The organism is Pseudomonas fluorescens, from assembly GCF_902497775.2.
In the GTDB taxonomy this organism is placed as follows: Bacteria; Pseudomonadota; Gammaproteobacteria; order Pseudomonadales; family Pseudomonadaceae; genus Aquipseudomonas; species Aquipseudomonas putida_F.
The window spans coordinates 3431691-3458241 of record NZ_OZ024668.1 but is presented as its reverse complement, the minus strand read 5'-3'; the positions used below and the strand labels follow the sequence as shown (position 1 = coordinate 3458241).

Below are 26551 nucleotides of genomic sequence, written 5' to 3'. Positions count from 1 at the left end.
AGCGCTCGTTTAGCTTTTCATTACATACTTAGAAACAAACTCAATAGAGATATAAGGGGACTTAGAGTGAACAAGTCGGAACTGATTGACGCTATCGCCGCATCTGCTGATATTTCGAAAGCTAGCGCTGGCAAAGCGCTGGACGCAGTAATCGAATCCGTCACCGGCGCCCTGAAGGCAGGTGACTCCGTGGTACTGGTAGGTTTCGGTACCTTCTCCGTCACCGACCGTCCAGCTCGCACCGGCCGCAACCCGCAAACCGGTAAGACCCTGGAAATCCCTGCCGCCAAGAAGCCTGGCTTCAAGGCTGGCAAGGCACTGAAAGAAGCCGTCAACTAAGTCGCTTCCTTCAGGCTCACGCCTAACCGAGCCAGGCTCACGCCTGGCCCGGCTGCCGAGCGCCGGGAGGCCTGATACCAGGTTCCCGGCGCTCGGCCAGTTACGAGAAGGCGCATCCTCGGATGCGCCTTTCTTCTATCAGGACTCTACCCACGCTCCACGGTTGGTTCATTCAGTACAACCGTTTCTGGGGGACGCATGCTGCAGAATATCAGGGACAATTCACAAGGTTGGATTGCCAAGACCATCATCGGTGTCATCGTAGCCTTGATGGCACTGACCGGCTTCGATGCCATCTTCCAGGCCACCACCAGCAGCCAGGACGCTGCCAAGGTCAACGGCGACAAGATCAGCCAGAACGAGCTGAGCCAGGCCGTCGACATGCAACGTCGGCAGCTGATGCAACAGCTGGGCAAGGATTTCGATCCGGCCATGCTCAACGAGCAAATGCTGCGTGAAGCGGCGCTCAAGGGCCTGATCGATCGCAAGTTGCTGCTCCAGGGTGCCGAAGACGCCAAGTTCTCTTTTTCCGAGGCGGCCCTCGACCAACTGATCCTGCAAACGCCTGAGTTCCAGGAAGATGGCAAGTTCAGCGCCGAGCGCTTTGACCAGGTCATTCGCCAGATGGGCTACGGCCGTCTGCAATTCCGCGAAATGCTGGCCCAGGAAATGCTCATCGGCCAACTGCGCACCGGCCTTGCCGGCAGCGGTTTTGTCACCGATGACCAGGTCAACGCTTTCGCTCGCCTGGAAAAACAGACCCGTGATTTCGCCTCGCTGACCTTCAAGGCCGACCCGGCCGCAGTCAAGGTCACCGACGAGCAGATCAAGGCGCACTACGACGAACACGCCAAGGAGTTCATGAGCCCCGATCAGGTCGTCATCGACTACATCGAGCTGAAGAAATCCGCGTTCTTCGATCAGGTTGAAGTCAACCAGGACGAGCTCAAGGCGCTGTACGAGAAAGAAATCGCCAACCTCGCCGAGCAACGTCACGCCGCGCACATCCTTATCGAAATCAACGACAAGGTGAACGAGGGTCAGGCCAAGGCCAAGATCGAAGAGATCCAGGCACGTCTGGCCAAAGGCGAAGATTTTGCCACCCTGGCCAAGGAATTCTCCCAGGACCCGGGCTCGGCCAACAACGGCGGTGACCTCGGCTTTGCCGGGCAGGGCGTCTATGATCCGGCCTTCGAAGATGCGCTGTATACGCTGAACAAGGACCAGGTCTCGGGGCCGGTGCGTACCGAGTACGGTTTCCATCTGATCAAGTTGCTCGATGTGCAGGCGCCTGAAGTGCCAAGCTTCGACAGCCTGAAAGACAAGCTGACCCGCGAGCTCAAGACCCAGCAGGTCGAACAGCGCTTCGTCGAAGTGACCAAGCAACTGGAAGACTCGGCATTCGAAGCCTCCGACCTGGCCCAGCCGGCTCAGGAACTGGGTCTGAAGGTGCACACCTCGCCAGCGTTCGGTCGTGAAGGCGGCGAAGGCATCACTGCCAACCGCGCCGTGATCCAGGCCGCGTTCAGCACCGAAGTGCTGGAAGAAGGTTCCAACAGCACGGCGATCGAGCTGGATCCGGAAACCATCGTGGTACTGCGTGTCAAGGAACACCGCAAGCCTGAGCAACTGGGCCTTGAAGTCGTCTCCGAGAGCATCCGCAAGCACCTGGCCAAAGAGCAGGCGACTGCTGCCCTGAAGACCAAGGCCGATGCCCTGATCGCCGGTCTGCGTGATGGCAAGATTGCCCTGGCGGCGAGCCAGGACGGTCAGGCCTGGAAGGTCCACGAAGCGGTGTCGCGCAGCCAGGAAGGTATCGATCCGGTCGAACTGCAGGCACTGTTCCGCATGAGCAAGCCTGAAGCCAAGGACAAACCGGTGTACGCCAGCGTCACCCTGGCCGATGGTAGCCTGGTGGTGCTGCGCCTGAACGGCGTCAACGAAGGCACTGCGGCCACGGAAGAAGAGAAAGCGACCTATCGCCGCTTCCTTGCTTCGCGCGCCGGTCAGCAGGACTTTGCGGCGTACCGCAAGCTGTTGGAAGCCAAGGCGGATATCACTCGCTACTGAGTGCTTGAAGCTTGAAACAAAAAAGGCCGCAGATGCGGCCTTTTTTGTTTTCATCGCGGGGCAAGCCCGCTCCCACCGGTTTGTAGGAGCGGGCTTGCCCCGCGAAGAGGCTACTGAGCGACTGCTGGCGCCAGAAACGCCGCCTCCAGCAACTGCCGGGTATACGGATGCTGCGGAGCGGCAAAGATATCCGCCGCCACCCCTTGCTCCACTACCTGGCCTTGCTTGACCACCATCAACTGGTGGCTGAGCGCCTTGACTACCGCCAGGTCGTGGCTGATGAACAGGTAGGTGAGGTTGTACTTGCTCTGCAGCGAACGCAGCAGCTCCACCACCTGGCGCTGCACGGTACGGTCCAGTGCCGAGGTCGGCTCATCGAGCAGGATCAGCGCCGGTTTGAGTACCAAGGCCCGGGCTATGGCGATGCGCTGGCGTTGACCGCCGGAGAACTCGTGCGGGTAACGATGCCGGGCCTGCGGATCGAGCCCGACCTCCTGCAGGGCAGCGATGATCGCCTGCTCCTGCTCGGCGGCGCTGCCCATGCGGTGGATGCGCAGGCCTTCGCCGACGATATCGCTGACGCACATGCGCGGGCTGAGGCTGCCGAACGGATCCTGGAAGACCACCTGCATCTGCCGACGCAGCGGTCGGACCTGCTGCTGGGTCAGGTTCTCCAGGGCCGTGCCCTGAAAACGGATGCTGCCCTGGCTGCCGAGCAGGCGCAGGATCGCCAGGCCCAGAGTCGACTTGCCTGAACCGCTTTCACCGACGATGCCCAGGGTCTGGCCCTGGGGCAGGTCGAAGTTGATGCCGTCCACCGCCTTGACGTAATCGACGGTGCGCCGCAGCAAGCCTTTCTTGATCGGGAACCAGACGCGCAGGTCTTCGACCTGAAGCATTGGCGCGCCAGGCGGGTTGCCGGCGGGGCCGCCGCTGGGTTCGGCGCCCAGGAGCATTTGCGTGTAGGGGTGCTGGGGCGCGCTAAACAGTGTTTCGCAGTCGGCCTGCTCGACGATCTGGCCCTTTTGCATCACGCAGACCCGGTGGGCAATACGCTTGACCAGGTTGAGGTCGTGACTGATCAGCAGCAGGGCCATGCCCAGGCGCGCCTGCAAGGATTTCAGCAGTTCGAGGATTTTCAGTTGTACGGTGACGTCCAGCGCCGTGGTTGGTTCGTCGGCGATCAGCAGGTCCGGCTCGTTGGCCAGGGCCATGGCAATCATCACACGCTGCCTCTGACCGCCTGAGAGCTCGTGTGGCAGGGCTTTGAGGCGTTTGTGTGGCTCGGGTATGCCGACCATCGCCAGCAGCTCCAGGGTGCGCTCAGTGGCCGCCTTGCCGCGCAGGCCCTTGTGCAGCAGAAGGATCTCGTTGATCTGCTTTTCGATATTGTGCAGCGGGTTGAGCGAGGTCATCGGCTCCTGGAAGATCATCGCCACGCGGTTGCCGCGGATGCGCCGCATCTGTTTCTCGTCGAGGGTCAGCAGGTCGTGCCCCTCGAACAGGATGCTCCCGGACGGGTGCCGGGCCAGCGGGTAGGGCAGCAGGCGCAGGATCGAATGCGCGGTCACCGACTTGCCCGAGCCGCTTTCGCCGACCAGGGCCAGGGTTTCGCCGCGGCGGATGTCGAAGCTGACACCTTCAACCACCCGCTGGCATTGATCGCCGGTGACGAACTCGACGGCCAGGTCGCGGACTTCGATCAAGGTTTCCTTGCTCATCTCATTTCCTCGGGTCGAAGGCATCGCGGGCGGACTCGCCGATGAACACCAGCAGGCTGAGCATCAGCGCCAGCACGGCAAAGGCGCTCATGCCCAGCCAGGGCGCTTGCAGGTTGGACTTGCCCTGGGCCACCAGCTCGCCCAGCGATGGCGCGCCGGGCGGCAGGCCGAAGCCGAGGAAGTCCAGGGCGGTCAAAGTGCCGATGGCGCCGGTGAGAATGAACGGCATGAAGGTCATGGTCGAGATCATCGCGTTGGGCAGGATGTGCCGGTACATGATCGCGCCGTTCTGCATCCCCAGCGCCCGCGCCGCGCGCACGTATTCAAGGTTGCGTCCGCGCAGGAACTCGGCGCGCACCACGTCCACCAGGCTCATCCACGAGAACAGCAACATGATCCCCAGCAGCCACCAGAAGTTCGGTTGCACGAAGCTGGCGAGGATGATCAGCAGGTACAGCACCGGCAATCCCGACCAGATTTCCAGAAAGCGCTGCCCGGCCAGGTCCACCCAGCCGCCGTAGAAGCCCTGCAGGGCGCCGGCGATCACGCCGATGATCGAGCTGAGGATGGTCAGGGTCAGGGCAAACAGCACCGAGATACGGAAACCATAGATGACCCGCGCCAGCACGTCGCGGCCCTGGTCATCGGTGCCCAGCCAGTTCTGCGCCGACGGCGGGGCAGGCGCGGGGACCTTGAGGTCGTAGTTGATGCTCTGGTAGCTGAACGGGATCGGTGCCCACAGCACGAAGCTGTCCTTGGCGGCGAGCAGCTCGCGGATGTACGGGCTCTTGTAGTTGGCTTCCAGTGGGAATTCGCCGCCGAAGGTGGTTTCCGGGTAGCGCTTGAGCGCGGGGAAATACCATTCGCCGTCGTAGCGCACCGCCAGCGGCTTGTCGTTGGCGACCAGTTCGGCGCCAAGGCTCAGGCCGAACAGGATCAGGAACAGCCACAACGACCACCAGCCGCGGCGGTTGGCCTTGAAGCGCTCGAAGCGCCGGCGATTCAGAGGTGACAGGTTCATCTCAGTGCTCCCGGCTGTCGAAGTCGATACGTGGGTCGACCAGGGTGTAGGTCAGGTCGCCGATCAGCTTCACCACCAGCCCGAGCAGGGTGAAGATGAACAGGGTGCCGAACACCACCGGGTAGTCGCGGTTGATCGCTGCTTCGAAACTCATCAGGCCCAGGCCGTCGAGGGAGAAGATCACCTCGATCAGCAAGGAGCCGGTGAAGAAAATGCCGATGAACGCCGAAGGAAAGCCGGCGATCACCAGCAGCATGGCGTTGCGGAACACGTGGCCGTAGAGCACGCGGTTGGGGCTCAGGCCCTTGGCCTTGGCGGTGACCACATATTGCTTGTTGATCTCGTCGAGGAAGCTGTTCTTGGTCAGCAGGGTCATGGTCGCGAAGTTGCCGATCACCAGGGCGGTGACCGGCAGTACCAGGTGCCAGAAGTAGTCGAGCAGCTTGCCGGCGGTGCTCAACTCGTCGAAGTTGTTCGAGGTCAGGCCGCGCAGCGGGAACCAGTCCAGGTAGCTGCCGCCGGCGAACAGCACGATCAGCAGGATGGCGAACAGGAACGCGGGAATGGCATAGCCGATGATGATCGCCGAGCTGGTCCAGACGTCGAAGTGGCTGCCGTGGCGGGTAGCCTTGGCGATGCCCAGGGGGATCGACACCAGGTACATGATCAGCGTGCTCCACAGCCCGAGGGAGATCGACACCGGCATCTTCTCGACGATCAGGTCGATGACCTTGGCATCACGAAAGAAACTGTCGCCAAAATCCAGCTGGGCGTAGTTCTTGATCATGATCCACAAGCGTTCCGGCGCCGACTTGTCGAAGCCGTACATCTGCTCGATTTCCTTGATCAGGGCTGGGTCCAGGCCCTGGGCGCCGCGGTAGTTGGAGCCGGCCACCGACACTTCGGCGCCGCCACCGGCAATGCGGCTGGTGGCGCCTTCGAAGCCTTCGAGCTTGGCGATCATCTGTTCCACCGGGCCGCCGGGGGCGGCCTGGATGATGAGGAAGTTGATGATCAGGATGCCCAGCAAGGTCGGAATGATCAGCAGCAAACGGCGAAAGATGTAGGCCAGCATGCTATTTCGCCCCTTCGGCCGCTTGCGCCGGGTTCAGTGGTACCACCGGCTCGACATCCGGTTTGATCCACCAGGTGTTAATGCCGATGTCGTACTTGGGCGACACCTTGGGGTGGCCAATGTGGTTCCAGTAGGCCACGCGCCAGGTCTTGATGTGCCAATTGGGGATCACGTAGTAGCCCCACTGCAGCACCCGGTCCAGGGCGCGCGAGTGCTCGATCAGGCTTTGTCGCGAATCGGCGTTGATCAACTGCTCGACCAGAGTGTCGATGGCCGGGTCTTTCAGGCCGATGAAGTTGCGGCTGCCAGGGTTGTCGGCGGCGGCGCTCTGCCAGAACTCGCGTTGCTCGTTGCCCGGCGAGTTGGACTGCGGATAGCCGCCGACGATCATGTCGAAATCCCGCGAGCGCAGGCGATTGATGTACTGCGAGACGTCGACGCGGCGAATTACCAGGTCGATGCCCAGGTCCGCCAGGTTGCGCTTGAACGGCAGCAGGATGCGTTCGAACTCGGTCTGTGCCAGCAGGAACTCAATCGACACCGGCTTGCCCTGGGCGTCGACCATCTTGTCGTCGACAATGCGCCAGCCGGCTTCCTGTAGCAGCTTGTAGGCCTTGCGCTGTTGCTCGCGGATCATGCCGCTGCCATCGGTGACCGGGTTGGCGAAGGCCTGGGTGAACACCTGGTCGGGGATCTTGCCGCGCAGCGGTTCGAGAATCTTCAGTTCGGCGGCGTCGGGCAGGCCACTGGCGGCCATGTCGGAGTTCTCGAAGTAGCTGCGCGTGCGGGTGTAGGCGCCGTTGAACAGCTGCTTGTTGGTCCATTCGAAGTCCAGCAGCAGGCTCAGCGCTTCACGGACACGCACATCCTGAAACAGCGGGCGGCGGATGTTGTAGACAAAGCCCTGCATGCCGGTTGGGTTGCCGTTGGGCAGCTCTTCGAGGATCAGGCGTTTTTGCCGCACGGCCGGCACGTTATAGGCGGTGGCCCAGCTCTTGGCCGCGGTTTCCAGGCGGTAGTCGAACTGGCCGGCCTTGAGCGCTTCCAGGGTGACGGCGCTGTCGCGGTAGTAGTCGGTGGTCATTTCGTCGAAGTTGTAGAAGCCCCGGTTGACCGCCAGGTCCTTGCCCCAGTAGTCCTTGACCCGCTCGTAGCGGATCGAGCGCCCCGGCTTGACCTCGGCGACCTTGTACGGGCCGCTGCCCAGGGGGATTTCCAGGTTGCCCTTGGTGAACTCGCGGTTTTCCCAGAAGTGCTTGGGCAATACCGGCAACTGGCCGAGGATCAGTGGCAGCTCCCGGTTGTTGCTGTGCTTGAACTTGAACAGCACCCGCTGCGGGTCTTCGGCGATCACCTCGGCAACATCGGCGTAGTACCCGCGGTACAGCGGTGCGCCGTGCTTGATCAGGGTATTGAAGGTGAACACCACGTCTTCGGCCTGCATCGGGTGACCGTCATGAAAACGTGCTTCGGGGCGCAGGTAGAAGCGCACCCAGCTGTTGTCCGGGGCTTTCTCGATCTTGCCGGCGACCAGGCCGTACTCGGTGAAAGGTTCGTCCAGGCTCTGGGTCATCAGGGTGTCGTAGATCAGGCCGATGTCGTCGGCGGAAACGCCCTTGTTGATGAACGGGTTGAGGCTGTCAAAACCGCCGAAGCCGGCCTGGCGGAAAGTGCCGCCCTTGGGCGCATCGGGGTTGACGTAGTCGAAGTGCTTGAAGCCTGTCGGATATTTCGGCGCTTCATCGTAGAGGGTCAGGGCGTGTTGCGGTGCAGCCAGTGCCTGGCCGCCGAGGCAGGCCAGCAGCAGTGCGCAGGCCTTCAGGCGCAGGCGGGACATTGGCATCATTGGGCTTTCTCCGAAGGCTTGATCCACCAGCTGTTGAGCCCCAGGGTGTAGGGCGGCGTGGCCACAAAGGCAAAGCGATTGCGGTAGGCCAGGCGGTGGTTGTCGAGATACCAGTTGGGAATCATGTAGTACTGCCACAGCAGCACCCGGTCCAGGGCGCGGGCCGCGGCCACTTGGTCTTCACGGCTCTGGGCGGCCAGCAGGGTGTCGAGCAGGTGATCGACCACCGGGTCTTTCACGCCAGCATAGTTCTTGCTGCCCTTGGTCGAGGCCTGGCTTGAGTGAAAGTACAGCCATTGTTCAAGGCCCGGGCTCAGGGTCTGGTTCAGGGTCATCAGAATCATGTCGAAATCGAACTGGTCCAGACGTTGTTTGTACTGGGCCCGGTCTACCGTGCGCAAGCGTGCTTCGATGCCAATGCTGGCGAGATTTTCGACATAAGGTTGCAGGATCCGTTCAAGGTTCGGATTGACCAGCAGCAGTTCCAGCTTCAAGGGTCGCCCGGCGCTGTTGAGCAGGCGCTGGCCGTTGAGCTTCCAGCCGGCCTGGCTGAGCAGGTCGAGGGCCTGGCGCAGGGTCTGGCGGTTGATGCCACGGCCATCGGTGTGGCTGACCTTGTAGGGCTCGCTGAACAGCGCCGCAGGCAGTTGCTTGCGGTAGGGGGCCAGCAACAGCCACTCCTTGCCCACTGGCAGGCCGCTGGCAGCGAACTCGCTGTTGGGGTAGTAGCTGCTGGCACGCTGGTAGGCGCTGCTGAACAGGGCGCGGTTGGTCCATTCGAAGTCGAACATCAACCCCAGTGCCTGACGCACCCGCGCATCGTTGAAGGTAGCGCGGCGGCTGTTCATGAACAGGCCCTGGGTCTGGGTCGGGATCTTGTGCGGGATCTGCGCCTTGATCACATCGCCGCGGTGCACCGCCGGGAAGTTGTAGCCGTTTGCCCAGTTCTTCGCCTGGTGCTCGATGTAGATGTCGAATTCGCCGGCCTTGAAGGCTTCGAAGGCCACCGCGCTGTCGCGATAGAACTCGTACTCGACGCGGTCGACGTTGTACTTGCCGCGGTTGACCGCCAGGTCCTTGCCCCAGTAGTTCTTCACCCGCTCGAACACCAGGCGTCGCCCAGGCTGAACCTGGGTGATGCGGTACGGGCCGCTGCCCAGCGGCGGCTCGAAGGTGGTGGCCTTGAAGTCGCGGCCTTTCCAGTAGTGTGCCGGCAGCACCGGCATTTCGCCCAGGCGCAGGATCAGCAGTGGATTGCCGGCGCGCTTGAAGACGAAGCGGATACGTCGCGGGTTGAGGATATCGACGCGCTTCACTTCCTGCAGGTTGGTCCGGTAGATCGGATGGCCTTCCTTGAGCAGGGTGCGATAGGAGAACGCCACGTCGCTGGCGGTGATCGGCTTGCCGTCGTGAAAGCGCGCCTCGGGCCGCAGATTGAACACCACCCAGCTGCGGTCGTCGCTGTACTCGACCGAACCTGCGATCAGGCCGTAGCTGGAGGTGGGCTCATCACCGGACGGGTCGTACTGGCCGGTGCCGACCATCAGGGTTTCATTGAGCTCGCTCACCCCGTACTGCAAGAAGTTCGGTGTGGTAACCGGGCTTGAACCCTTGAAGGTATAGGGGTTGAGGGTGTCGAAGGTGCCAAATGCCATGGCGCGCAAGGTACCGCCCTTGGGCGCTTGCGGATTGACCCAGTCGAAGTGGGTGAATTTGGCTGGATACTTGAGCGTGCCGAACTGGGCGTAACCGTGGCTTTCGCTGATTGTCGCGCCCGCGGGAAAGCTCAAGGCCAGGCTGAGTGACAGCAACAGGAGGGGACGTATCAAGTCGAGATCCGATCCAGGCGGCTTGGGCTTTATTCCAGCTACAGTAACAGCTTGTATCGACTGGAAAAAGAGTGCCGCATGGGGCGGGGCAGGCGGCTCCGGTCAGTGACCGGAGCGCGGACCTCAATGGTTGAGGTAGACGGTCAGGGTCTGGCCCGGCTTGAGGGCGTGGCCGCTACGTGGATTCCAGCGCTTGAGGTGCTGCATCTCGACGTTGAAGCGCTTGGCCACCAGGTACAGCGAGTCGCCTTTGCGGACCTTGTACTGGGTGGATTTCTTCTGGTTTTTCGCGCCAGCCGCCTGGGTGCTTTGCATCACCAGGGTCTGGCCGGCCTTCAGGTTTTTGCCCGAGAGTTTGTTCCAGCGTTGCAGGTCCTTGACGCTGACCTTGTTGGCCTTGGCAATGCTTGCCAGGTTGTCGCCACGCTTGACCCGGTAACGGCTGTTGCGGGTCGTGGTGGTGCGCGGTGCGGCTTCGGCCAGGGCGGCTTCGAATACGGCTTTTTTCGGCTGCAGGGTCAGCAGCTCTTCAGGTTTCATGTTCGACAGCGAAGCGGTCAGCAGTTGCGCCTTGGCGGTCGGCACCAGCAGTTGCTGCGGGCCGTCGACGGTCATGCGCTTTTTGAATGCCGGGTTGAGCTGGAACAGTTCGTCTTCGTCGATCTCGGCCAGGGCGGCGACTCGCGACAGGTCGAGGCGATCCTTGATCGCCACGGCCTCGAAGTAGGGTTCGTTGGCAATCGGGTTGAGGTTGACGCCATAGGCCTGCGGCGTCATTACCACCTGCGACAGGGCCAGCAACTTGGGTACGTAGTCGCGGGTCTCCTTCGGCAGCGGCAGGTTCCAGTAGTCGGTTGGCAGGCCGAGCTTCTCGTTGCGCTCGATGGCGCGGCTGACGGTGCCTTCACCGGCGTTGTAGGCCGCCAGGGCCAGCAGCCAGTCACCGTTGAACATGTCGTGCAGGCGGTTCAGGTAGTCCAGCGCGGCGTTGGTCGAGGCGGTGATGTCCCGACGGCCATCGTAGAAGCGGGTCTGGCGCAGGTTGAAGTAACGCCCGGTGGAGGGGATGAACTGCCACAGCCCGACCGCATGGGCCCGGGAATAGGCCATGGGGTTGTAGGCGCTCTCGATCGCCGGCAGCAAGGCCAGCTCCAGCGGCATGTTGCGCTCTTCAAGGCGTTCGACGATGTAATGAATGTACAGACTGCCGCGGTCGCCGGCGTTCTCGAGGAACGAGGGATTGCTGGCGAACCACAGGCGCTGCTGCTCGATACGCGGGTTGACCGCAACACCGTCCTGCAGCACGAAGCCTTGGCGCATGCGTTCCCAGACGTCCTGGGGTGCCTGCTCGACCGGCTTGACCGGTACGATAAGCGGCTTCTGCTTGGCCCGAGCCTGGTAGTTGTGCGCGCGAACGCTGTCGGATTCGTCGACTTGACGGGTGCTCTGGCAGCCCACGAGAGTGGCGGCCAGGGCCAGCGCACTGGCTTGGGCCAGGCGCGTCAGGGCGACGGAATTGAAGGTTCTGCGGCTAGTGGACGACATTGGCTGGGACGAAGTTCCGGGCAAAAATGTCGGGCGATTCTAGAAAGCAGCCCCCCAACGGTCAACCTTTCAGAACTTTCCGTCACCAGCAGCGGCCGTTTAGAACCGATCTTTCCAAGCCCGTAACCCAGCAAAAACAGCACTTGGCGTGGGGTTTATCGGGCCATTCCGTTCGTCTAGTTTTTCTTTAACGGATGTTTCGGTGGTGCGCAAAAAGGGGTTGGTGAGCTTCTCCAGAGCCAGGGTTGATGGCAACGTGATGCGATCTTGCGCCCTTAGCTGGGTAACGTCGGCGAAGCGTTGGGCAATGTGCGGGTTCTCAGGCTCGACGGCCTGGGCGAAGCGCAGGTTGCTCAAGGTGTATTCGTGGGTGCAATACACCAGGGTCGCGGCGGGCAGGGCGACCAGGCGCTGCAGGGAGTGGTGCATCTGCTCCGGCGTGCCTTCGAACAGACGCCCACAACCGGCGGCGAACAGGGTGTCGCCACAGAACAGGATGGGGGTGGCCGTCTGCTGGCAGTAATAGGCAATGTGTCCCAGGGTGTGTCCGGGCACGGCGATGATCTGGAAATCCAGGCCTAGAACGCGCACGCTGGCGTTGTCGTCCAGACCCAGGTCGCGGCCGGGGATGCGCTCGTGGGCGGGGCCGTAAACGGTCGCGCCGGTGCGCGCCTTGAGCTGCTCGACGCCACCGACATGGTCGTGATGGTGATGGGTAATGAGGATGTCGCTCAATTGCCAGCCAGGGTGGCGTTCAAGCCAGGCCAGTACCGGTGCGGCATCGCCCGGATCGACCACCGCGCAACGCTGGTTGGCAGAATCTTGTAACAACCAGATGTAGTTATCGTTGAAAGCGGGCAGGGCATCGATCTGTATCATGGTGCGATTCGCCAAACGGTGGACATGGGTGCATCTTAGTAGCTATGCGCGCTGTCGAGAACCTTCAAGGGAGACTGCAATGACCGATCAAGCCTTCGCCCAGGCCGATCCGCAGTGGCTGGAGCTGATCAGCCTGGCCCGCGACTGGTTCGCCGGCCCCCTTGGGCAATTGATGCTCAAGGAGGAACAACGCCTGCTCGAAGAAGAGCTGGGGCGTTACTTCGGTGGTTACCTGGTGCACTACGGCCCCTGCGCCGAAGCACCGCCCAAGGCCCCGCAGGTACAACGCAACGTGCGCCTCGGGGCGCCGCTGCCCGGGGTCGAGATCGTCTGTGAAGAACAGGCCTGGCCTCTGAGCGAGCACGCGGCCGACGTCGTCGTGCTGCAACATGGCCTGGACTTCAGCCTGTCGCCCCATGGCCTGCTGCGCGAGGCCGCCAGCAGTGTGCGTCCGGGCGGCCATCTGTTGATTATCGGCATCAACCCCTGGAGCAGTTGGGGCGTGCGCCGGGTGTTTGCCCACGATGCCCTGCGCAAGGCGCGCTGCATTTCCCCTTCAAGGGTCGGCGACTGGCTCAACCTGCTGGGCTTTGCGCTGGAGAAACGCCGCTTCGGGTGCTATCGTCCGCCGCTCGCATCCCCCGCCTGGCAACAGCGCCTGGCCGGCTGGGAGCGGGTTGCCGGTGGCTGGCAGAGCGCCGGTGGCGGCGTCTACCTGCTGGTGGCGCGCAAGATGGTGGTGGGTTTGCGCCCCCTGCGTCTGGAGCGCCGCGAGCCAATGGGCAAGCTGCTGCCGCTGCCGATGGCCAAGGTCAACCGGCGCCATTCCGAACCTTAAGTTCCGGGCCCAAGGGTGCGGGGCAAATCATTGATGAAAAGGCTGTAAATGAGCGATAGCGTCGAGATCTTTACCGATGGCGCCTGCAAGGGTAACCCTGGCCCGGGTGGCTGGGGTGTGCTGATGGTGTGCAAGGGCGTCGAGAAGGAGCTGTGGGGCGGCGAGCGCGACACCACCAACAACCGCATGGAACTGATGGCTGCGATCAAGGGCCTGGAAGCGCTCAAGCGTGAATGTGAAGTGCTGCTGGTGACCGACTCCCAGTACGTGATGAAAGGCATCACCGAGTGGATGGTCAACTGGAAAAAGCGTGGCTGGAAGACCGCCGCCAAGGAGCCGGTAAAGAACGCCGACCTCTGGCAATTGCTCGATGAGCAGGTGGGCCGGCACAAGGTCACCTGGAAGTGGGTACGCGGGCATATTGGCCATGACGGCAACGAGCGTGCCGACCAGTTGGCCAACCGCGGGGTTGATGAGGTCCGCGGCCTGCGTTGAGCACGGCGGCCGCCACTCGTCCCTGAGCTGAGGTAGAATGGCCGACTTTTCACCAGACTGTACGTAGCAGGAGCCCCTCGGCGTGGAGATGCAGAACAACAGGTCGGTCGTCCTCGACACCGAAACCACCGGTATGCCGGTCACCGACGGCCACCGTATCATCGAGATCGGGGGTGTCGAGTTGATGGGCCGACGTCTGACCGGGCGGCACTTCCACGTCTACCTGCAACCTGATCGCGAGAGCGATGAAGGCGCCATCGGCGTTCACGGCATCACTGATTCCTTCCTGCTCGACAAGCCACGTTTTGCCGAGGTTGCCGATGAGTTCTTCGAATTCATCCAGGGCGCCCAGCTGATCATCCATAACGCGGCGTTCGACGTTGGCTTCATCAACAACGAGTTCGCCTTGCTCGGTCAACACGACCGCGCCGATATCGCCCAGCACTGCACCATTCTCGATACCCTGATGCTGGCCCGCTCCCGGCACCCGGGCCAGCGCAATAGCCTCGACGCCCTGTGCAAGCGCTACGGGGTCGACAACTCCGGCCGTGAGCTGCACGGCGCGTTGCTCGACTCGGAGCTGCTGGCCGACGTCTACCTGAACATGACCGGTGGCCAGACCAGCCTGTCGTTGGCCGGTCACGGTGCTGATGGCGAAGATAAGGATAGCGACAACCGCGGCAGCGAGATCCGCCGCCTGCCCGCCAGCCGTCAGCCAGGGCGGATCATCCGCGCCACCGAGCAAGAGCTTGAGCTGCACATGGCCCGCCTGGAGGCGATTGCCAAATCCGCCGGTGGCCCGGCGTTGTGGCAGCAACTGGCCGAAGCAAACTGAGGCAATTTGCCGCGCAGGGGCGCTGGCAACCTTCTACCCTGAGTGGACAGAGCTGTCTCTCGGAGGAAGCGCCCGCCCATGTACAAGGACCTGAAGTTTCCCGTCCTGATCGTGCATCGCGACATCAAGGCCGATACGGTCGCCGGCGAGCGTGTTCGCGGTATTGCCCAGGAGCTGGCCCAGGACGGACTCACTATCCTGCCGGCTACCGATTACGCTGAAGGCCGCCTGGTCGCCGCGACCCATCATGGCCTGGCCTGCATGCTGATTGCCGCCGAAGGCGCTGGTGAAAACACCCATCTGCTACAGAACATGGTCGAGCTGATTCGCCTGGCCAGGGTGCGTGCACCGCACCTGCCGATCTTCGCCCTGGGCGAGCAGGTGACCCTGGAAAACGCCCCCGCCGATGTCATGAGCGAGCTGAACCAGCTGCGCGGCATTCTTTACCTGTTCGAAGACACTGTGCCGTTTCTCGCTCGCCAGATCGCGCGGGCAGCGCACAGTTACCTGGATGGCTTGCTGCCACCGTTCTTCAAGGCGCTGGTGCAGCACACCGCGCAATCGAACTATTCGTGGCACACCCCAGGCCACGGCGGTGGCGTGGCCTATCGAAAAAGCCCGGTTGGTCAGGCCTTTCATCAATTTTTTGGGGAAAACACCCTGCGCTCGGACTTGTCGGTGTCAGTGCCCGAGCTCGGTTCGCTGCTCGACCACACCGGGCCCCTGGCCGCCGCCGAGGCGCGGGCAGCAAAGAATTTCGGCGCCGACCATACCTTTTTCGTGATCAACGGCACGTCGACGGCCAACAAGATCGTCTGGCACTCGATGGTCGGCCGTGATGACCTGGTGCTGGTCGACCGCAACTGCCACAAGTCGGTAGTCCACGCGATCATCATGACCGGTGCGATACCCTTGTACCTGTGCCCGGAGCGCAATGAGCTGGGCATCATCGGGCCGATTCCGCTGAGCGAGTTCAGCCCGGCGTCGATCCAGGCCAAGATCCAGGCCAACCCCCTGACCCAGGGGCGCCCGGCCAAGGTCAAGCTGGCGGTGGTGACCAACTCCACCTACGACGGGCTGTGCTACAACGCCGAGCTGATCAAGCAGGAGCTGGGCAGTAGCGTCGAGGTGCTGCATTTTGACGAGGCCTGGTACGCCTATGCGGCCTTTCATGAGTTCTTCCGCGGGCGCTACGCCATGGGCACTTCGCGCAGCGCCGACAGCCCGCTGGTGTTCAGCACCCACTCGACCCACAAGCTGCTGGCGGCCTTCAGCCAGGCGTCGATGATTCATGTGCAGGACGGCGGCGCCCGCCAGCTGGATCGTGATCGCTTCAACGAAGCCTTCATGATGCATATTTCCACCTCGCCGCAGTACAGCATCCTCGCCTCGCTGGATGTGTCCTCGGCGATGATGGAAGGCCCGGCCGGGTGCTCCCTGCTGCAGGAAATGTTCGATGAGGCGCTGAGCTTTCGCCGGGCCATGGCCAATCTGCGCGAGCACATGGCCGCAGACGACTGGTGGTTCAGTATCTGGCAGCCGCCGCTGGGAGAGGGCGTACGCCGGGTTGCCACTGAAGACTGGCTGCTGCAGCCTGAGGATGACTGGCACGGCTTTGGTCATGTCAGCGACGATTACGTATTGCTCGACCCGATCAAGGTTACCCTGGTGATGCCGGGCCTGAGCGCCGGCGGCGCCTTGAGCGAACACGGGATTCCCGCGGCGGTAGTCAGCAAGTTTCTCTGGGAGCGTGGCCTGGTGGTAGAAAAGACCGGGCTGTACACCTTCCTGGTGCTGTTCTCGATGGGCATCACCAAGGGCAAATGGAGTACGCTGTTGACCGAGCTGCTCGAGTTCAAACGCAACTATGACGCCAACACCCGCCTGCTCGAATGCCTGCCCTGTGTCGCCCAGATCGATCCGCTGCGCTATCAGGGCCTGGGCTTGCGGGACTTGTGTGACCAACTGCACGCCTGTTACCGCAGCAATGCCACCGCCAAGCAACTCAAGCGCCTGTTCACGCGCTTGCCGGAAGTGGTGATGAAACCCGCCGATGCCTATGACCGGATGGTGCGCGGGGAAGTCGAGGCGGTACCGATCGAGCAGTTGCTCGGGCGTATCGCTGCGGTAATGCTGGTGCCCTATCCGCCGGGAATCGCGTTGATCATGCCGGGGGAACGCTTTACCGAGTCGACCCGTTCGATCATCGACTACCTGGCCTTTGCCGCCGCCTTCGACAGCGGTTTTCCCGGATTTGTCGCCGATGTCCATGGGCTGCAGCACGAAACCACAGCGCAGGGGCGGGTGTATACCGTCGATTGCATCAAGGTGTGAGCCGGGTCAGGGGATGCGGATGATTTCCACGCCACTCTGGACCAGCTCGAAGCGGTCTTCACCCAGATGGTTGACCCGGTCACCGATTGCCAGCTTGTAGGTAGTGATTGGCAGGGATGCGGCACTACCGTCGGCCTGCAGGGTGGCTTCCTGGAACTCATGAACGGGATAGATGCGGCCTTCTGCGTCCCGTGCATGAAACTGTCCGACCAGTACTGCTGTCATTTACCGTGCAACCTCTGAAGAAATAAGTATCTGTCAGGCATAGACCACTGTTTTGCCTGGTAAGTTTTGCCCGGATGGAAAAAAACTTCAGACCCGTACGCGATCATCTATACCTACAACTCCCTTAGTTCTCCACGTCAGGAAATTGCCATGAGCCAGGTGTATTCAGTCGCCGTCGTCGTCGGCAGCTTGCGCAAGGAATCCCTCAATCGCAAGGTTGCCCGCGCGCTGGCCGAGCTTGCGCCGTCCAACCTCAAGCTGCACATCGTCGAAATCGGCGAGCTGGCCTTGTACAACGAGGATATCGACGCCAACCCACCGCCAACCTACAAGACCTTCCGTGAGCAGATTCGCAGCAGTGATGCCGTGCTGTTCGTCACCCCGGAATACAACCGCTCGGTACCGGGGGTATTGAAGAACGCGATTGACGTGGGTTCCCGGCCCTATGGCCAGAGTGCCTGGAATGGCAAGCCGGGGGCGGTGATCAGTGTTTCGCCGGGGGCGGTGGGCGGCTTTGGCGCCAACCATCACCTGCGCCAGTCGCTGGTGTTCCTGGATGTGCCGTGTATGCAGCAGCCGGAGGCCTATATCGGTGGGGCGGGAACCTTGTTCGATGGCAACGGCAGATTGTCGGAGAAGACCCGACCGTTCCTGCAGACCTTCATCGACAAGTTTGCCGTGTGGGTCGAGCGCCATCAAAAATGAGCTCGCGGGGCAAGCCCGTTCCTGTAGGAGCGGGCTTGCCCCGCGATGGCGGCCTCAGAACGCCTGCGGCATCTCCCCTCGCGCCAGACGCTTGTTGATATCGGCAATCACTTGCGGCAGTTCATTGATGGTGTCGATCAGGTAGTGTGGGCGCGAGCCTTCGAACAGCGCATGAATGCGCTTGCGCTCGCTGTCGAGCGTATCCGAGGCCAGGGCGCGATAGCCTTCGTAGGTCAGGCCCAGGGCGTTGCCCGAGCACACCAGGGCAACGGTCCACATGCCGGCACGGCGGCCTTCGAGGATGCCTGGTACGGTGTCATCGACCTTGACGCAGGCGGCGACATCATCGATCCCCAGGGCAATCACGTTGGCCAGAGCCTGGGCCGGCCATGGGCGGCCGTTCGGGGTTTCGTCGGTGGCCACCACATGATCGGCGACGTAGCCGTTCTGCGCCGCCAGCGCCACCACCTTGTCCATCACCACTTTCGGATAGCCCGAGCACGAGCCGATCTTCAGGCCTTCCTCGCGCAGCCCGGTCAGGGTGTCGAGGGCGCCGGGGATCAGCGCCGAGTGCACGGCGATCTTCTCGATCTGCAGCGGCATGAAGCGCTCGTAGATGGCGGTGACGTCGGCATCGGTCGGGGTGCGACCGAATACCTTGCGATAGCGCTCGGCGATCTGCGGCTGGTCACACAGGGTACGGATGTGGTCCCACTTGCCCATGCCCATCGGGCCGCGGGCTTCTTCGATGGACACCTCGACGTCGAATTCGGCGAAGGCCTCGACGAAGATCTGGGTCGGAGCGAAGGAGCCAAAGTCGACCACGGTGCCGGCCCAGTCGAGGATCGCGGCTTGCAAGTGCGTCGGGTTGCTGTAGTTCATGTTCAGGGTTCCTTGAGCGGGTGGTAGCGCTGATCAGGTAAAAAGAGTTCGGGGTGTCAGATGTCCAGGACTTCCATTTCCCGCAGAACTTCGGCCACGGCATTGACCGCGGCCTGCATGCCGTCCGGGCCGACGCAGCCGATGCAGCCGACGCGGAAGGTTTCGACCTGGGTCAACTTGCCCGGGTAAAGGATGAAACCCTTGGCCTTGACCCGCTCGTAGAAGTCCTTGAACTGGTAGCGTGGATCGTTCGGCGCGTGGAAGGTGACGATGATCGGTGCCTGGATCTCGGCGGGCAGGAAGCTGCGCAGGCCAATGGCGGCCATGCCGTCGAGCAGAGTCTTGCAGTTGCTGGCGTAGCGCTGATGGCGGGCAGGCAGGCCGCCTTCTTCGTTGTACTGCAGCAGTGCTTCATGCAGCGCCGCGACCACGTGGGTCGGCGGGGTGAAGCGCCACTGGCCGGTCTTGGCCATGTAGGCGTGCTGGTCCTGCAGGTCCATGGCCAGCGAGGGCGAATTGCCTTCGGCGGCGGCCAGCGACTGTTTATTGGCAAAGACGAAGCCCATGCCGGGCACACCTTCCAGGCATTTGCCGGAGGCGGCGATGAGGGCATCGAACGGTACCTTGCGGGCATCTATCGGCAAGGCGCCGAACGAGCTCATGGCATCGATGATCAGGCGCTTGCCGTGGTTGGCAATAACCTCGGCGATCTCGGCCAGCGGGTTGAGAATGCCGGTACTGGTTTCGCAGTGAATCAGCGCCACGTGGCTGATGCTGCTGTCGGCGGCCAGCAGGCGGTCGACGTCGGCGGCGGTGGTGGGTTGGTCTTCAGCGGTTTCGAAGGTGCTGTAGGCGCGGCCCAGCACCTTGCAGATCTTCGCCAGGCGCTGGCCGTAGGCGCCATTGATCAGTACCAGGACCTTGCCGTCACGAGGCACCAGGGTGCCGATGGCGGCTTCCACGGCAAACGTACCGCTGCCTTGCAGGGGCACGCAGTGGTGGCTGTCGGCACCGTTGACGATGGCCAGCAGTTGTTCGCAGAGGCTGGCGGTCAGCTGGTTGAAGTCGCGGTCCCACGAGCCCCAGTCGATCATCATCGCTTGGCGGGTACGGGCTGAGGTGGTCAGGGGGCCGGGGGTCAGCAGGATAGGGGCGTTACTCATTCCGGTAATCCTCACAAGCGGTGGGCTGAATCTACGGGGCCTAAGTTGCAATTCCGCGCGTCATCAATCAAATTGTTTGTTGTTATGCCAGCCATAAGTCAGGCCGATAGATATGAACCTGTTCCAGCTCCGCGCCTTCGATGCCGTGGCCCGTGAGGGCAGCTTTACCCGCGCCGCCAATCGCCTGTTCATCAGCCAGCCGGCGGTGACCGGGCATATCAAGGCGCTGGAGGAGCACTACCAGATCACCTTGCTGCGTCGCACCGCCCGGCGGGTCGAGCTGACCGAGGAGGGCATTCGCCTGGCGGCGATCACCCGCGCGATGTTCGGCCTGGCCGAAGAAGCCCAGGTCATGCTCGAAGCCAACCGGCAGTTGCTCACCGGGCGCCTGGAAGTGGCCGCTGATGGTCCGCACCGGGTCATGCCGATGCTGGCGCAGTTGCGCGCGCGTTACCCGGGCATCACCGTCAATCTGCGCCTGGGCAATGCTCAGGAAACCCTCGCAGCGCTGCTTTCCGAGCATGCTGATGTAGCGGTGCTGACCGAGGTCGAACCGCGCAAGGGCCTGCACCTGCAGGGCCTGGGGGATTCACGAATCTGCGCTTTGCTGCCGGCCGGGCATGCCTGGACCGGCTGTGCCGATGAGCTGCAGCTCGCTGAGCTGGACCGGCAGATCATGGTGCTGCGTGAGCCCAGCTCGATCACCCGGCGCACCTTCGATCAGGCGTGCCGGGATGCCGGGGTGCAGCCGCGGGTATTGCTGGAACTCGACAGCCGCGAAGCGGTGACCGAAGCGGTGGCGGCGGAGCTGGGCATCGGCATCGTGTCTTCGGTGGAAGTCAGCCATGACCCACGGGTGGTAGCGCGGCCCATTGCCGGAGCCGGGCTGATCAACCAGCACATGATTGGCTGTCTGGAGCGGCGTCGCGAATTGCGCCTGATCCAGGCCTTTCTCAGCCTGGCGCCGGTAGTATGAAGCAGGGCTGGATTTTTCCGGGCAGGCCCCTAAGATGGCCGTCAAACCACACAGGCAAGGCGAACGACTGCTGATGGCGGAGAAAGACACCATCTCCATGCAACTGGTGCGCGAGGCGCTGATGCAGAGCTGTGCTCCGGGCGCACCGAGCCAGGCCATGCTCAGCCGTGTGGGGATCGACCCCGGGCAGTTGCAGCAAGCCGATGCGCGGGTGGCCGCCAGCGCCTACGCGCAGCTCTGGCGCTTGCTCGCTCGCCGCTGCCACGATGAGTTCTTCTGCATGGATCCGCGTGGCCTGCGCACCGGCAGCCTGGCCTTCGTCTGCCGCTCGTCCATGGTCCAGCCAACCTTGGGCGCGGCGCTGGAGAGTGCCCTGGCGTTCCTCGGGTTGATGCTCGAACACCTGCAACCGGTTTTGGTGCGCCAGCAGAGCCTGGCTGAAATCGTCATTGGCGAGCCCCAGGACGAGCCGCGCCGGGCCTTCACCTACTTCACCTTCTGGATGATCGTGCATGGTGTCGCCTGCTGGCTGGCCGGGCGGCGCATACCGATCCTGGCTATCGAGCTGCGCTGTGCCGAGCCGCCGTTCTGCGACGACTACCGGGTGATGTTCTCGGAGAACCTGCAGTTCGACCGCCCGCGCACGCGGATGATCTTTGCCGCCGATTGCCTGGACCTGCCGCTCAAACGCACGCCGCAAGAGCTGCAACGCTTTCTGGCCGAGGCGCCGGCCAACATCCTGGTCAAGTACCGGGATCCAGCGAGCCTGGCCCGGCGGATCAAGGAATCGCTGCGCCAGTTGCCGGCAGGCGAGTGGCCGGAAACCGAGGCCCAGGCCCAGCAATTGTGCATTTCCGCCTCGACCTTGCGCCGACGCCTGGCCGAGGAGGGCACAACCTATCAGGGGCTCAAGGACAGCGTGCGCAAAGAGCTGGCGATCGCCTGGCTGACAGAGGCACAGGTGAGTTTCGCCGAGATTGCCGAGCGCCTGGGGTTTGCTGACAGCAGTTCGTTCTACAAGGCATTTCGCAAATGGTATGGCTGCAACCCGGGCCATTACCGGGCACTGATTGGCCAGGGTGAAAGCGATCCCGCTGCAGCGGGAGTTTGAGCATTTTTATCCTGGGGGGGTTGCCATTTCCTCAGGATCCCAAGCGTGTCTATCCCAACCTCTCCCCCGCAAACGCCTTTACCTGCCATTACCCAGCCCGGGGTGACTGATGAGTTCATCGGCCATATTCTCCCGCGTTGGCTCAAGACCGCTTCCGTTGCGCAGATCAACGCCCTGCGTGAGGACTTCTCCCGCCACCGACAAAGCCTGCAGGCGGTTCATGCAACCCTGGATGAACTGAGCGCAATCGACGGGTTTGCCAAGCACTTGTTTGCCCAGGCCTTGCAGGACAGGTTTCAGTTCGCGGCGTCCATTGACCATAGCCTGTGGCGCGAGCTGCGGCGCGACTTCAAGCCGAGCCAGGGCATCGGCCTGCCCGATGACGAACCGATTGTTGTCAGGCAACCGCTGTTGCAACGTCTGCTCCAGGGTTTTAGCGCGCGCGAAGCAACGGCGGGCAGTTTTTATCTGGGTACCGGCATTATCGCCGACACTCAGCCAGAGACGCTGCTCATCGACGCGCCGGACCAGGTCGCCAGCGTGTGCCGGACGCTGGATGTGGGCAAGCAGTTCCAGGATCATCTCGATCAGGTATTCACTCCAGCCCAGGAGGATCTGGCTGAGGAAAAGCGCCAGGGCCTGATGCTGGCGGCGCGGCTTGCGCTGTTGCAGGCACAGATCGATTCAGCCACCTACGACATGTTCGCTCAATTGGCATCGTCTGCTTCACAGGTAACCCTCGATGGCCTTGAGGTGCGTCCGTGCCATCTGTTTGCACTGGGCTGCCAGGTCGACACTGCAGTGGTCTTCGAACTGCGTGGCAAGCCACCGGAAGGTGCGCTGCGCTGGACCGATGCCAGCCTGATTCGGGCACTGATCGTCTACTTGCCCAACGATCCGTTGCAAGCGTTGCGGCGTTACAGCTCCTGGTTCGCCTTCAATCGGGCGCTGGTGCAGTTGCTCAAGGACGAACCTGGCTACCAGCGCTATTTCAGCAAGCTGATCGGCTTGCAGCAGCGCCCGGATTTTGCCTCGTTGCTGACGACCCGCCTTGCCGACAGCAGTGTTGACCTGGTCTTGCACGGCACGATATTGCGGGGCGAGCTGTTCAGCGCCTTGTGCCAGTTGCAACTGGTACGCATCAAGGCCGACGCGCGGTTACTGGCGGTACCGACTGCCGATGTCGACAGCGCTGCTGTATTAGCCTGGCGAGCCGGGCTGAGGTCGACCGCTTGGGCGGGACTCAACCTGGTAGGCTTGTTTGTTCCCGCTGTGGGTGGTTTGTTGTTGGGGCATCTGCTGGTGCAGGCGCTGGGTGAGGTGTTCGAAGGGGCTGAGGACTGGCTGCGCGGGCATCAGGGCGAAGCACTTGAGCATATGCTCGGGGTCGCCGAAACCGTCGCTGTGACCGTGGCCCTGGGGGCAGGTATTCACGTGCTGGCTAGAGGCTTCAGGCGCAGTGATTTTATCCAGTCGCTGCTGCCGGTAACCCTCGCCAATGGCCAACCACGACTGTGGCAAAACGAGCTGCGCCCGTATCGACTGCCCCAAATCCCCGACGCTGCCGGGCTTGCTGATAATGGCTTGCAAGTAGCCGGAGAACACCGTTACCTGGCGCTGCGAAACAAGGTCTACGAAGTGCGCCAGGAACCGAAACAGGGCGGTTGGCGCCTGGTGCATCAGCGCCGGCCGCACGCCTATGGGCCGGCGGTCGAATTCAATGGCGAGCGTGCCTGGCGTTTACGCGATGAACGCCCCCTGGAATGGCAAGGTGAGCCGCACCTGCTGGAGCGCTTGTGGCCAGCGGCCAGGCTGTTTGACACCAACGAGGTCAGCGCCATTCTCCATGTCGCGGCAATCGATGAAGCTGAACTGCGTGGCTTGCTGGTAGAAAACCGTCGGATGCCGGTAGGCCTGCGCGATACCCTGGAGCGCTTTGCCGAGGATCGGCGGATTACTCGATTTATCGAGCAGTTGAATGGCACCGCGCCGCTGGCTCAGCTGGATGCCGAGCTGTACCAGTACGCGCTGACGCACCTGGGCCTGGCAGGACCTGCCGACGCCCGAGCGCAATTGCAGGTGTCGGCCCCCTGGCTGCGGGTGGCGTTGTTCGAGCATTTTTCTACCCGTTACTTACCTTCCGAACCTCTGGTGGCGGTTATCCAGCGTGATTTCCCCAGCCTGCCGACGGCCTATTGCCTGGCCTTGCTCGAACAGGCTGACGATGACCAGCGGGCGCTGCTGGCGAACGAGGCGCGTATGCCCCTGGCTCTGGCTGAGCAGGCTCGAGCGCTGACCAGGGCTGCGCGCCTGATTCGTGCCCGTGAGGGACTGTATCTGGGCAGTGCGGGCTCACTGGACAGTGCTCACCTGGTGTTTTATGCACTGAGGCATCTACCCACCTGGCCACAGGAATTGAATCTGGCGCTGCACGATGGTTTGCCCTATAGCCGCCTGGTCGATCATTTGCAGGCGCAGGACAGTCCCGCCGAGCTTCGCACCCTCGTTCATCAGCAAGGTGTTTACCGTTTGTACGGCAACCAGGGTGGAGCACTTGGGCACGTGCAATTCAGTGGCAACTTGCTGGAGGCCATTGCCGAAGCACTGAGTCAGGCCCAGCGCGAGCGCTTGGGCTGGTACGGACTGGCGGGGGCCATGCGCATGGGCGCGGATGTGCGCGCGCAGCTGTCGGCCAGTAACCGCGATCTGGAAAGCATCATTGGTCTGGCACCCACCAAGCCGTGGTTCAACCCGGGCTATCGGCTGTCCGATGGACGTGTGGGCTATCTGCTCAGTGGACGTGAGGCAGGGCAGGCGCTGGCGCAGAATGTCACCGACCGTCTGTGCGCCTTATTCCCAGGCTTTGATGCCCAGCAGCGCAGTGATTTTGTTGCGAGCCTGCGTGCCAGCGGCGTGCCGGTGCTGTTCGAACTGCTCAGGCTAGAGCAGGAGTACCAAGTGCTGGATCAGGCCCTGCAAGACTGGGAGGCCGGGGCGCCTGCCCAGGCAAGTAGCAGCGGCGTCACCCTGTACTCGGCGCATAATCGTGTGGCCAATGCCTTGCGACGTTGCTGGCGGCGTCAGAGTGAACTGCTCCTGGATGCCCATGGAGCATTTCGCGGCTACCGCCTGAGTCTTGTTGGCCTGCATATCCCGACCTTTCCCAACCTGCCCAATGAGGTCAGCTTCAGCCATGTGGTTGATGTGGTGATGGTCGGCATGCGCATGAGGAGGCTCCCTGCCTCGTTCTTTCGCGCCTTTGCCGCCACCCGCTGGTTGAATTTGAGTAACAACCTGTTCGACGAATTGCCGTCGGGCCTTGGACAGATGTCGGGGCTGCGGATCCTGCGGCTTGGGCACAATTACATTCGCCTCCAGCCCGCGGATGTCGACGCGCTCGGCACGCTCAACCAACTGCGCATGCTGGTACTGGACGAAAATCCGCTACGGCGCAACCTGAACCTGCGCCCCTTGCATCGCCTACGCGAAGTGAGCCTGCGTAATACCGGCCTGCAAGCCTTGCCGCACGGTTTGTTGAGCCGTGCGTTCCTGGAGCAGGCCGACCTGCGCAACAATCGAATCAGCACCTTGCCCGAGCGCTTTTTCAGTGCTCCGGGTGCCCTGCGTGATTGCATTTACTTGCAGGGCAATCCTCTGCCGCAGGCCACCTGGCAGCGCTTGACCGAACTTGAAGGGGTGCAGGCTGCAGGGCAGGTGCTGGGTGAGCACGTCGATGCCCGTGCGCTCTGGCTGGCCGGCTGGGATGAGCGCGAATATGAAACGCGGGCCGCGCAGTGGGACGCCCTCTTGCAAGAAACCGACAGCGCAGGCTTCTTTCTACTGCTGCGGGACCTGACTGGCACCGCCGATTATCGCTTGACCCGCGAGGATCTGAACCTGCGAGTGTGGCAACTGCTTGAGGCGGCGCAAGGCGATACGGCATTGCGCGAGGAGTTGTTCGCTTTCGCTTCGGCACCCAGGACCTGCGTCGACAGTGTCGCCGATTGCTTCAGTGCCCTGGAGGTTCGCTACCTGCTGTGGCATGCCCGACATCAGCAAAGCGAGTTGCCCGAAGCCAGTCGCTTGCTGGCCATGGCCAGACGATTGTTTCGCCTTGAGCGCGTCGAGCAGATCGCCCGGCAAGACATGCGCGCCCGCGACGACCTGGGTGTGGATGAAGTGGAAGTCAGTCTGGCCTACCGCGTCGGCCTTGCCCTGGAGCTGGAACTACCCGGACAACCCCGCGCCCTGCAGTTCGCTGAGGTGGCACAGGTAAGTCGCCAGCAGCTCGAGGCCGCGGCCAGAGCGGTGCGTGTTGCCGAAGCCAGCGAGCAGTTGCTTGACTTCGTTGTGACCCGGGACTTCTGGCTTGGCTATCTGCGCGATACGCATTCCCAGGCGTTTGCCGATGTAGAGGAGCCGTTCGTTGACCAGGTGCAAGCCCTGGCTGATCTGCCACAAGTCAATGAAGACGCGCTGGATGCCCTGGCCGTCGAGCGTGCGATCAAGGTGCGGGAGCTGGTGCTGGAGTTAACCGGTCCTTTGCTGGCTGCACTGCCTGGCGAGTAACCGCTGCAGCGGCCAAACCAGTCATCCAGATTGACAGCTTTGGCCATTGTCCCGCGGCGGCTCTGGCGCGACTATCTTCAGATCAATCGTTTT

Annotated in this window: 20 protein-coding genes; 10 read left to right on the top strand and 10 right to left on the bottom strand. The window is 62.5% G+C overall.

Translation table 11 applies throughout. The annotated features are described in order from the left end of the window. The first annotated feature begins 66 nt into the window (after positions 1-66). Complete coding sequence (locus tag F8N82_RS15855) at positions 67-339, top strand: HU family DNA-binding protein (RefSeq protein WP_010224366.1); 273 nt, start codon at positions 67-69, stop codon at positions 337-339. A 198-nt stretch (positions 340-537) separates the two neighbouring features. Continuing rightward, positions 538-2409 (top strand): SurA N-terminal domain-containing protein, encoded by a 1872-nt coding sequence (locus F8N82_RS15850; protein ID WP_038996165.1) that lies wholly within the window; start codon positions 538-540, stop codon positions 2407-2409. Between the two features lie 110 nt (positions 2410-2519). On the opposite strand, the gene F8N82_RS15845 is transcribed toward F8N82_RS15850, so the two are convergent. The 7 genes from F8N82_RS15845 to gloB form a co-directional block, all read right to left on the bottom strand. Further along, positions 2520-4130 (bottom strand): ABC transporter ATP-binding protein, encoded by a 1611-nt coding sequence (locus F8N82_RS15845; protein WP_038996164.1) that lies wholly within the window; start codon positions 4128-4130, stop codon positions 2520-2522. A 1-nt stretch (position 4131) separates the two neighbouring features. Then, positions 4132-5151: an ABC transporter permease gene (locus F8N82_RS15840; RefSeq protein WP_038996163.1), complete on the bottom strand. Its 1020-nt coding sequence runs from the start codon at positions 5149-5151 to the stop codon at positions 4132-4134. Position 5152: 1 nt separating this feature from the next. Further along, a complete protein-coding gene (locus F8N82_RS15835) occupies positions 5153-6226 on the bottom strand; it encodes a microcin C ABC transporter permease YejB (protein WP_038996162.1) in 1074 nt (357 codons plus the stop codon). Position 6227: 1 nt separating this feature from the next. Then, positions 6228-8072, bottom strand: a complete 1845-nt coding sequence (locus tag F8N82_RS15830; protein WP_095162000.1) for an extracellular solute-binding protein — start codon at positions 8070-8072, stop codon at positions 6228-6230. Next, positions 8069-9898, bottom strand: a complete 1830-nt coding sequence (locus F8N82_RS15825; protein ID WP_052251661.1) for an extracellular solute-binding protein — start codon at positions 9896-9898, stop codon at positions 8069-8071. Before F8N82_RS15825 ends, F8N82_RS15830 begins: the two co-directional genes overlap by 4 nt. 126 nt (positions 9899-10024) lie before the next feature. Continuing rightward, complete coding sequence (locus F8N82_RS15820; RefSeq protein WP_038996159.1) at positions 10025-11446, bottom strand: transglycosylase SLT domain-containing protein; 1422 nt, start codon at positions 11444-11446, stop codon at positions 10025-10027. A 99-nt stretch (positions 11447-11545) separates the two neighbouring features. Continuing rightward, positions 11546-12325 carry a hydroxyacylglutathione hydrolase gene (gene gloB / locus F8N82_RS15815; protein ID WP_038996158.1) on the bottom strand — a complete coding sequence of 260 codons (780 nt, stop codon included), beginning with the start codon at positions 12323-12325 and terminating at the stop codon, positions 11546-11548. A gap of 79 nt (positions 12326-12404) precedes the next feature. Here gloB and F8N82_RS15810 point away from each other — a divergent pair, with 79 nt between their 5' ends. The 4 genes from F8N82_RS15810 to F8N82_RS15795 all read left to right on the top strand — a co-directional run bounded on the left by F8N82_RS15810 (position 12405) and on the right by F8N82_RS15795 (position 16827). Beyond that, on the top strand, positions 12405-13163 hold the full coding sequence (locus F8N82_RS15810; RefSeq protein WP_038996157.1) for a methyltransferase domain-containing protein: 759 nt from the start codon (positions 12405-12407) through the stop codon (positions 13161-13163). Positions 13164-13211: 48 nt separating this feature from the next. Next, positions 13212-13658: a ribonuclease HI gene (gene rnhA, locus F8N82_RS15805; protein WP_038996156.1), complete on the top strand. Its 447-nt coding sequence runs from the start codon at positions 13212-13214 to the stop codon at positions 13656-13658. 88 nt (positions 13659-13746) lie between these two features. Further along, positions 13747-14493, top strand: a complete 747-nt coding sequence (gene dnaQ, locus F8N82_RS15800) for a DNA polymerase III subunit epsilon (protein ID WP_038999500.1) — start codon at positions 13747-13749, stop codon at positions 14491-14493. 78 nt (positions 14494-14571) lie between these two features. Further along, the gene (locus F8N82_RS15795) at positions 14572-16827 is read left to right on the top strand and encodes an Orn/Lys/Arg decarboxylase N-terminal domain-containing protein (RefSeq protein WP_038996155.1); all 2256 of its coding nucleotides are present in this window, start codon (positions 14572-14574) and stop codon (positions 16825-16827) included. 6 nt (positions 16828-16833) lie between these two features. Here F8N82_RS15795 and F8N82_RS15790 read toward each other — a convergent pair whose 3' ends face one another. Continuing rightward, on the bottom strand, positions 16834-17052 hold the full coding sequence (locus F8N82_RS15790) for a hypothetical protein (protein WP_038996154.1): 219 nt from the start codon (positions 17050-17052) through the stop codon (positions 16834-16836). Between the two features lie 150 nt (positions 17053-17202). Here F8N82_RS15790 and F8N82_RS15785 point away from each other — a divergent pair, with 150 nt between their 5' ends. Further along, positions 17203-17757 (top strand): NADPH-dependent FMN reductase, encoded by a 555-nt coding sequence (locus F8N82_RS15785; RefSeq protein WP_038996153.1) that lies wholly within the window; start codon positions 17203-17205, stop codon positions 17755-17757. Positions 17758-17811: 54 nt separating this feature from the next. Here F8N82_RS15785 and phnX read toward each other — a convergent pair whose 3' ends face one another. Both phnX and F8N82_RS15775 read right to left on the bottom strand, forming a co-directional pair. Next, entirely contained in the window at positions 17812-18639 is an 828-nt protein-coding gene (gene phnX / locus F8N82_RS15780) for a phosphonoacetaldehyde hydrolase (protein WP_038996152.1), read from the bottom strand. 56 nt (positions 18640-18695) lie between these two features. Beyond that, positions 18696-19802, bottom strand: a complete 1107-nt coding sequence (locus tag F8N82_RS15775; protein ID WP_038996151.1) for a 2-aminoethylphosphonate--pyruvate transaminase — start codon at positions 19800-19802, stop codon at positions 18696-18698. A 112-nt stretch (positions 19803-19914) separates the two neighbouring features. Here F8N82_RS15775 and F8N82_RS15770 point away from each other — a divergent pair, with 112 nt between their 5' ends. From F8N82_RS15770 to F8N82_RS15760, 3 genes are all read left to right on the top strand, one after another. Continuing rightward, entirely contained in the window at positions 19915-20778 is an 864-nt protein-coding gene (locus tag F8N82_RS15770; RefSeq protein WP_038996150.1) for a LysR substrate-binding domain-containing protein, read from the top strand. Between the two features lie 73 nt (positions 20779-20851). After that, positions 20852-21889 (top strand): AraC family transcriptional regulator, encoded by a 1038-nt coding sequence (locus F8N82_RS15765; RefSeq protein WP_038999499.1) that lies wholly within the window; start codon positions 20852-20854, stop codon positions 21887-21889. A gap of 45 nt (positions 21890-21934) precedes the next feature. Beyond that, positions 21935-26458, top strand: a complete 4524-nt coding sequence (locus F8N82_RS15760) for an NEL-type E3 ubiquitin ligase domain-containing protein (protein ID WP_141231042.1) — start codon at positions 21935-21937, stop codon at positions 26456-26458. The last annotated feature ends 93 nt before the right edge of the window (positions 26459-26551 follow it).

What these genes read in the sequence shown, in the direction of transcription:
- F8N82_RS15850 (WP_038996165.1), top strand. Translation starts at nt 538, where the DNA reads ATGCTGCAGAATATCAGGGACAATTCACAAGGTTGGATTGCCAAGACC.
- phnX (WP_038996152.1), bottom strand. Translation starts at nt 18,639, where the DNA reads ATGAACTACAGCAACCCGACGCACTTGCAAGCCGCGATCCTCGACTGG.
- F8N82_RS15765 (WP_038999499.1), top strand. Translation starts at nt 20,852, where the DNA reads ATGGCGGAGAAAGACACCATCTCCATGCAACTGGTGCGCGAGGCGCTG.
- F8N82_RS15835 (WP_038996162.1), bottom strand. Translation starts at nt 6,226, where the DNA reads ATGCTGGCCTACATCTTTCGCCGTTTGCTGCTGATCATTCCGACCTTG.
- rnhA (WP_038996156.1), top strand. Translation starts at nt 13,212, where the DNA reads ATGAGCGATAGCGTCGAGATCTTTACCGATGGCGCCTGCAAGGGTAAC.
- F8N82_RS15795 (WP_038996155.1), top strand. Translation starts at nt 14,572, where the DNA reads ATGTACAAGGACCTGAAGTTTCCCGTCCTGATCGTGCATCGCGACATC.
- F8N82_RS15790 (WP_038996154.1), bottom strand. Translation starts at nt 17,052, where the DNA reads ATGACAGCAGTACTGGTCGGACAGTTTCATGCACGGGACGCAGAAGGC.
- F8N82_RS15840 (WP_038996163.1), bottom strand. Translation starts at nt 5,151, where the DNA reads ATGAACCTGTCACCTCTGAATCGCCGGCGCTTCGAGCGCTTCAAGGCC.
- F8N82_RS15820 (WP_038996159.1), bottom strand. Translation starts at nt 11,446, where the DNA reads ATGTCGTCCACTAGCCGCAGAACCTTCAATTCCGTCGCCCTGACGCGC.
- F8N82_RS15830 (WP_095162000.1), bottom strand. Translation starts at nt 8,072, where the DNA reads ATGATGCCAATGTCCCGCCTGCGCCTGAAGGCCTGCGCACTGCTGCTG.
- F8N82_RS15775 (WP_038996151.1), bottom strand. Translation starts at nt 19,802, where the DNA reads ATGAGTAACGCCCCTATCCTGCTGACCCCCGGCCCCCTGACCACCTCA.
- F8N82_RS15845 (WP_038996164.1), bottom strand. Translation starts at nt 4,130, where the DNA reads ATGAGCAAGGAAACCTTGATCGAAGTCCGCGACCTGGCCGTCGAGTTC.
- F8N82_RS15770 (WP_038996150.1), top strand. Translation starts at nt 19,915, where the DNA reads ATGAACCTGTTCCAGCTCCGCGCCTTCGATGCCGTGGCCCGTGAGGGC.
- gloB (WP_038996158.1), bottom strand. Translation starts at nt 12,325, where the DNA reads ATGATACAGATCGATGCCCTGCCCGCTTTCAACGATAACTACATCTGG.
- F8N82_RS15810 (WP_038996157.1), top strand. Translation starts at nt 12,405, where the DNA reads ATGACCGATCAAGCCTTCGCCCAGGCCGATCCGCAGTGGCTGGAGCTG.
- F8N82_RS15785 (WP_038996153.1), top strand. Translation starts at nt 17,203, where the DNA reads ATGAGCCAGGTGTATTCAGTCGCCGTCGTCGTCGGCAGCTTGCGCAAG.
- dnaQ (WP_038999500.1), top strand. Translation starts at nt 13,747, where the DNA reads ATGCAGAACAACAGGTCGGTCGTCCTCGACACCGAAACCACCGGTATG.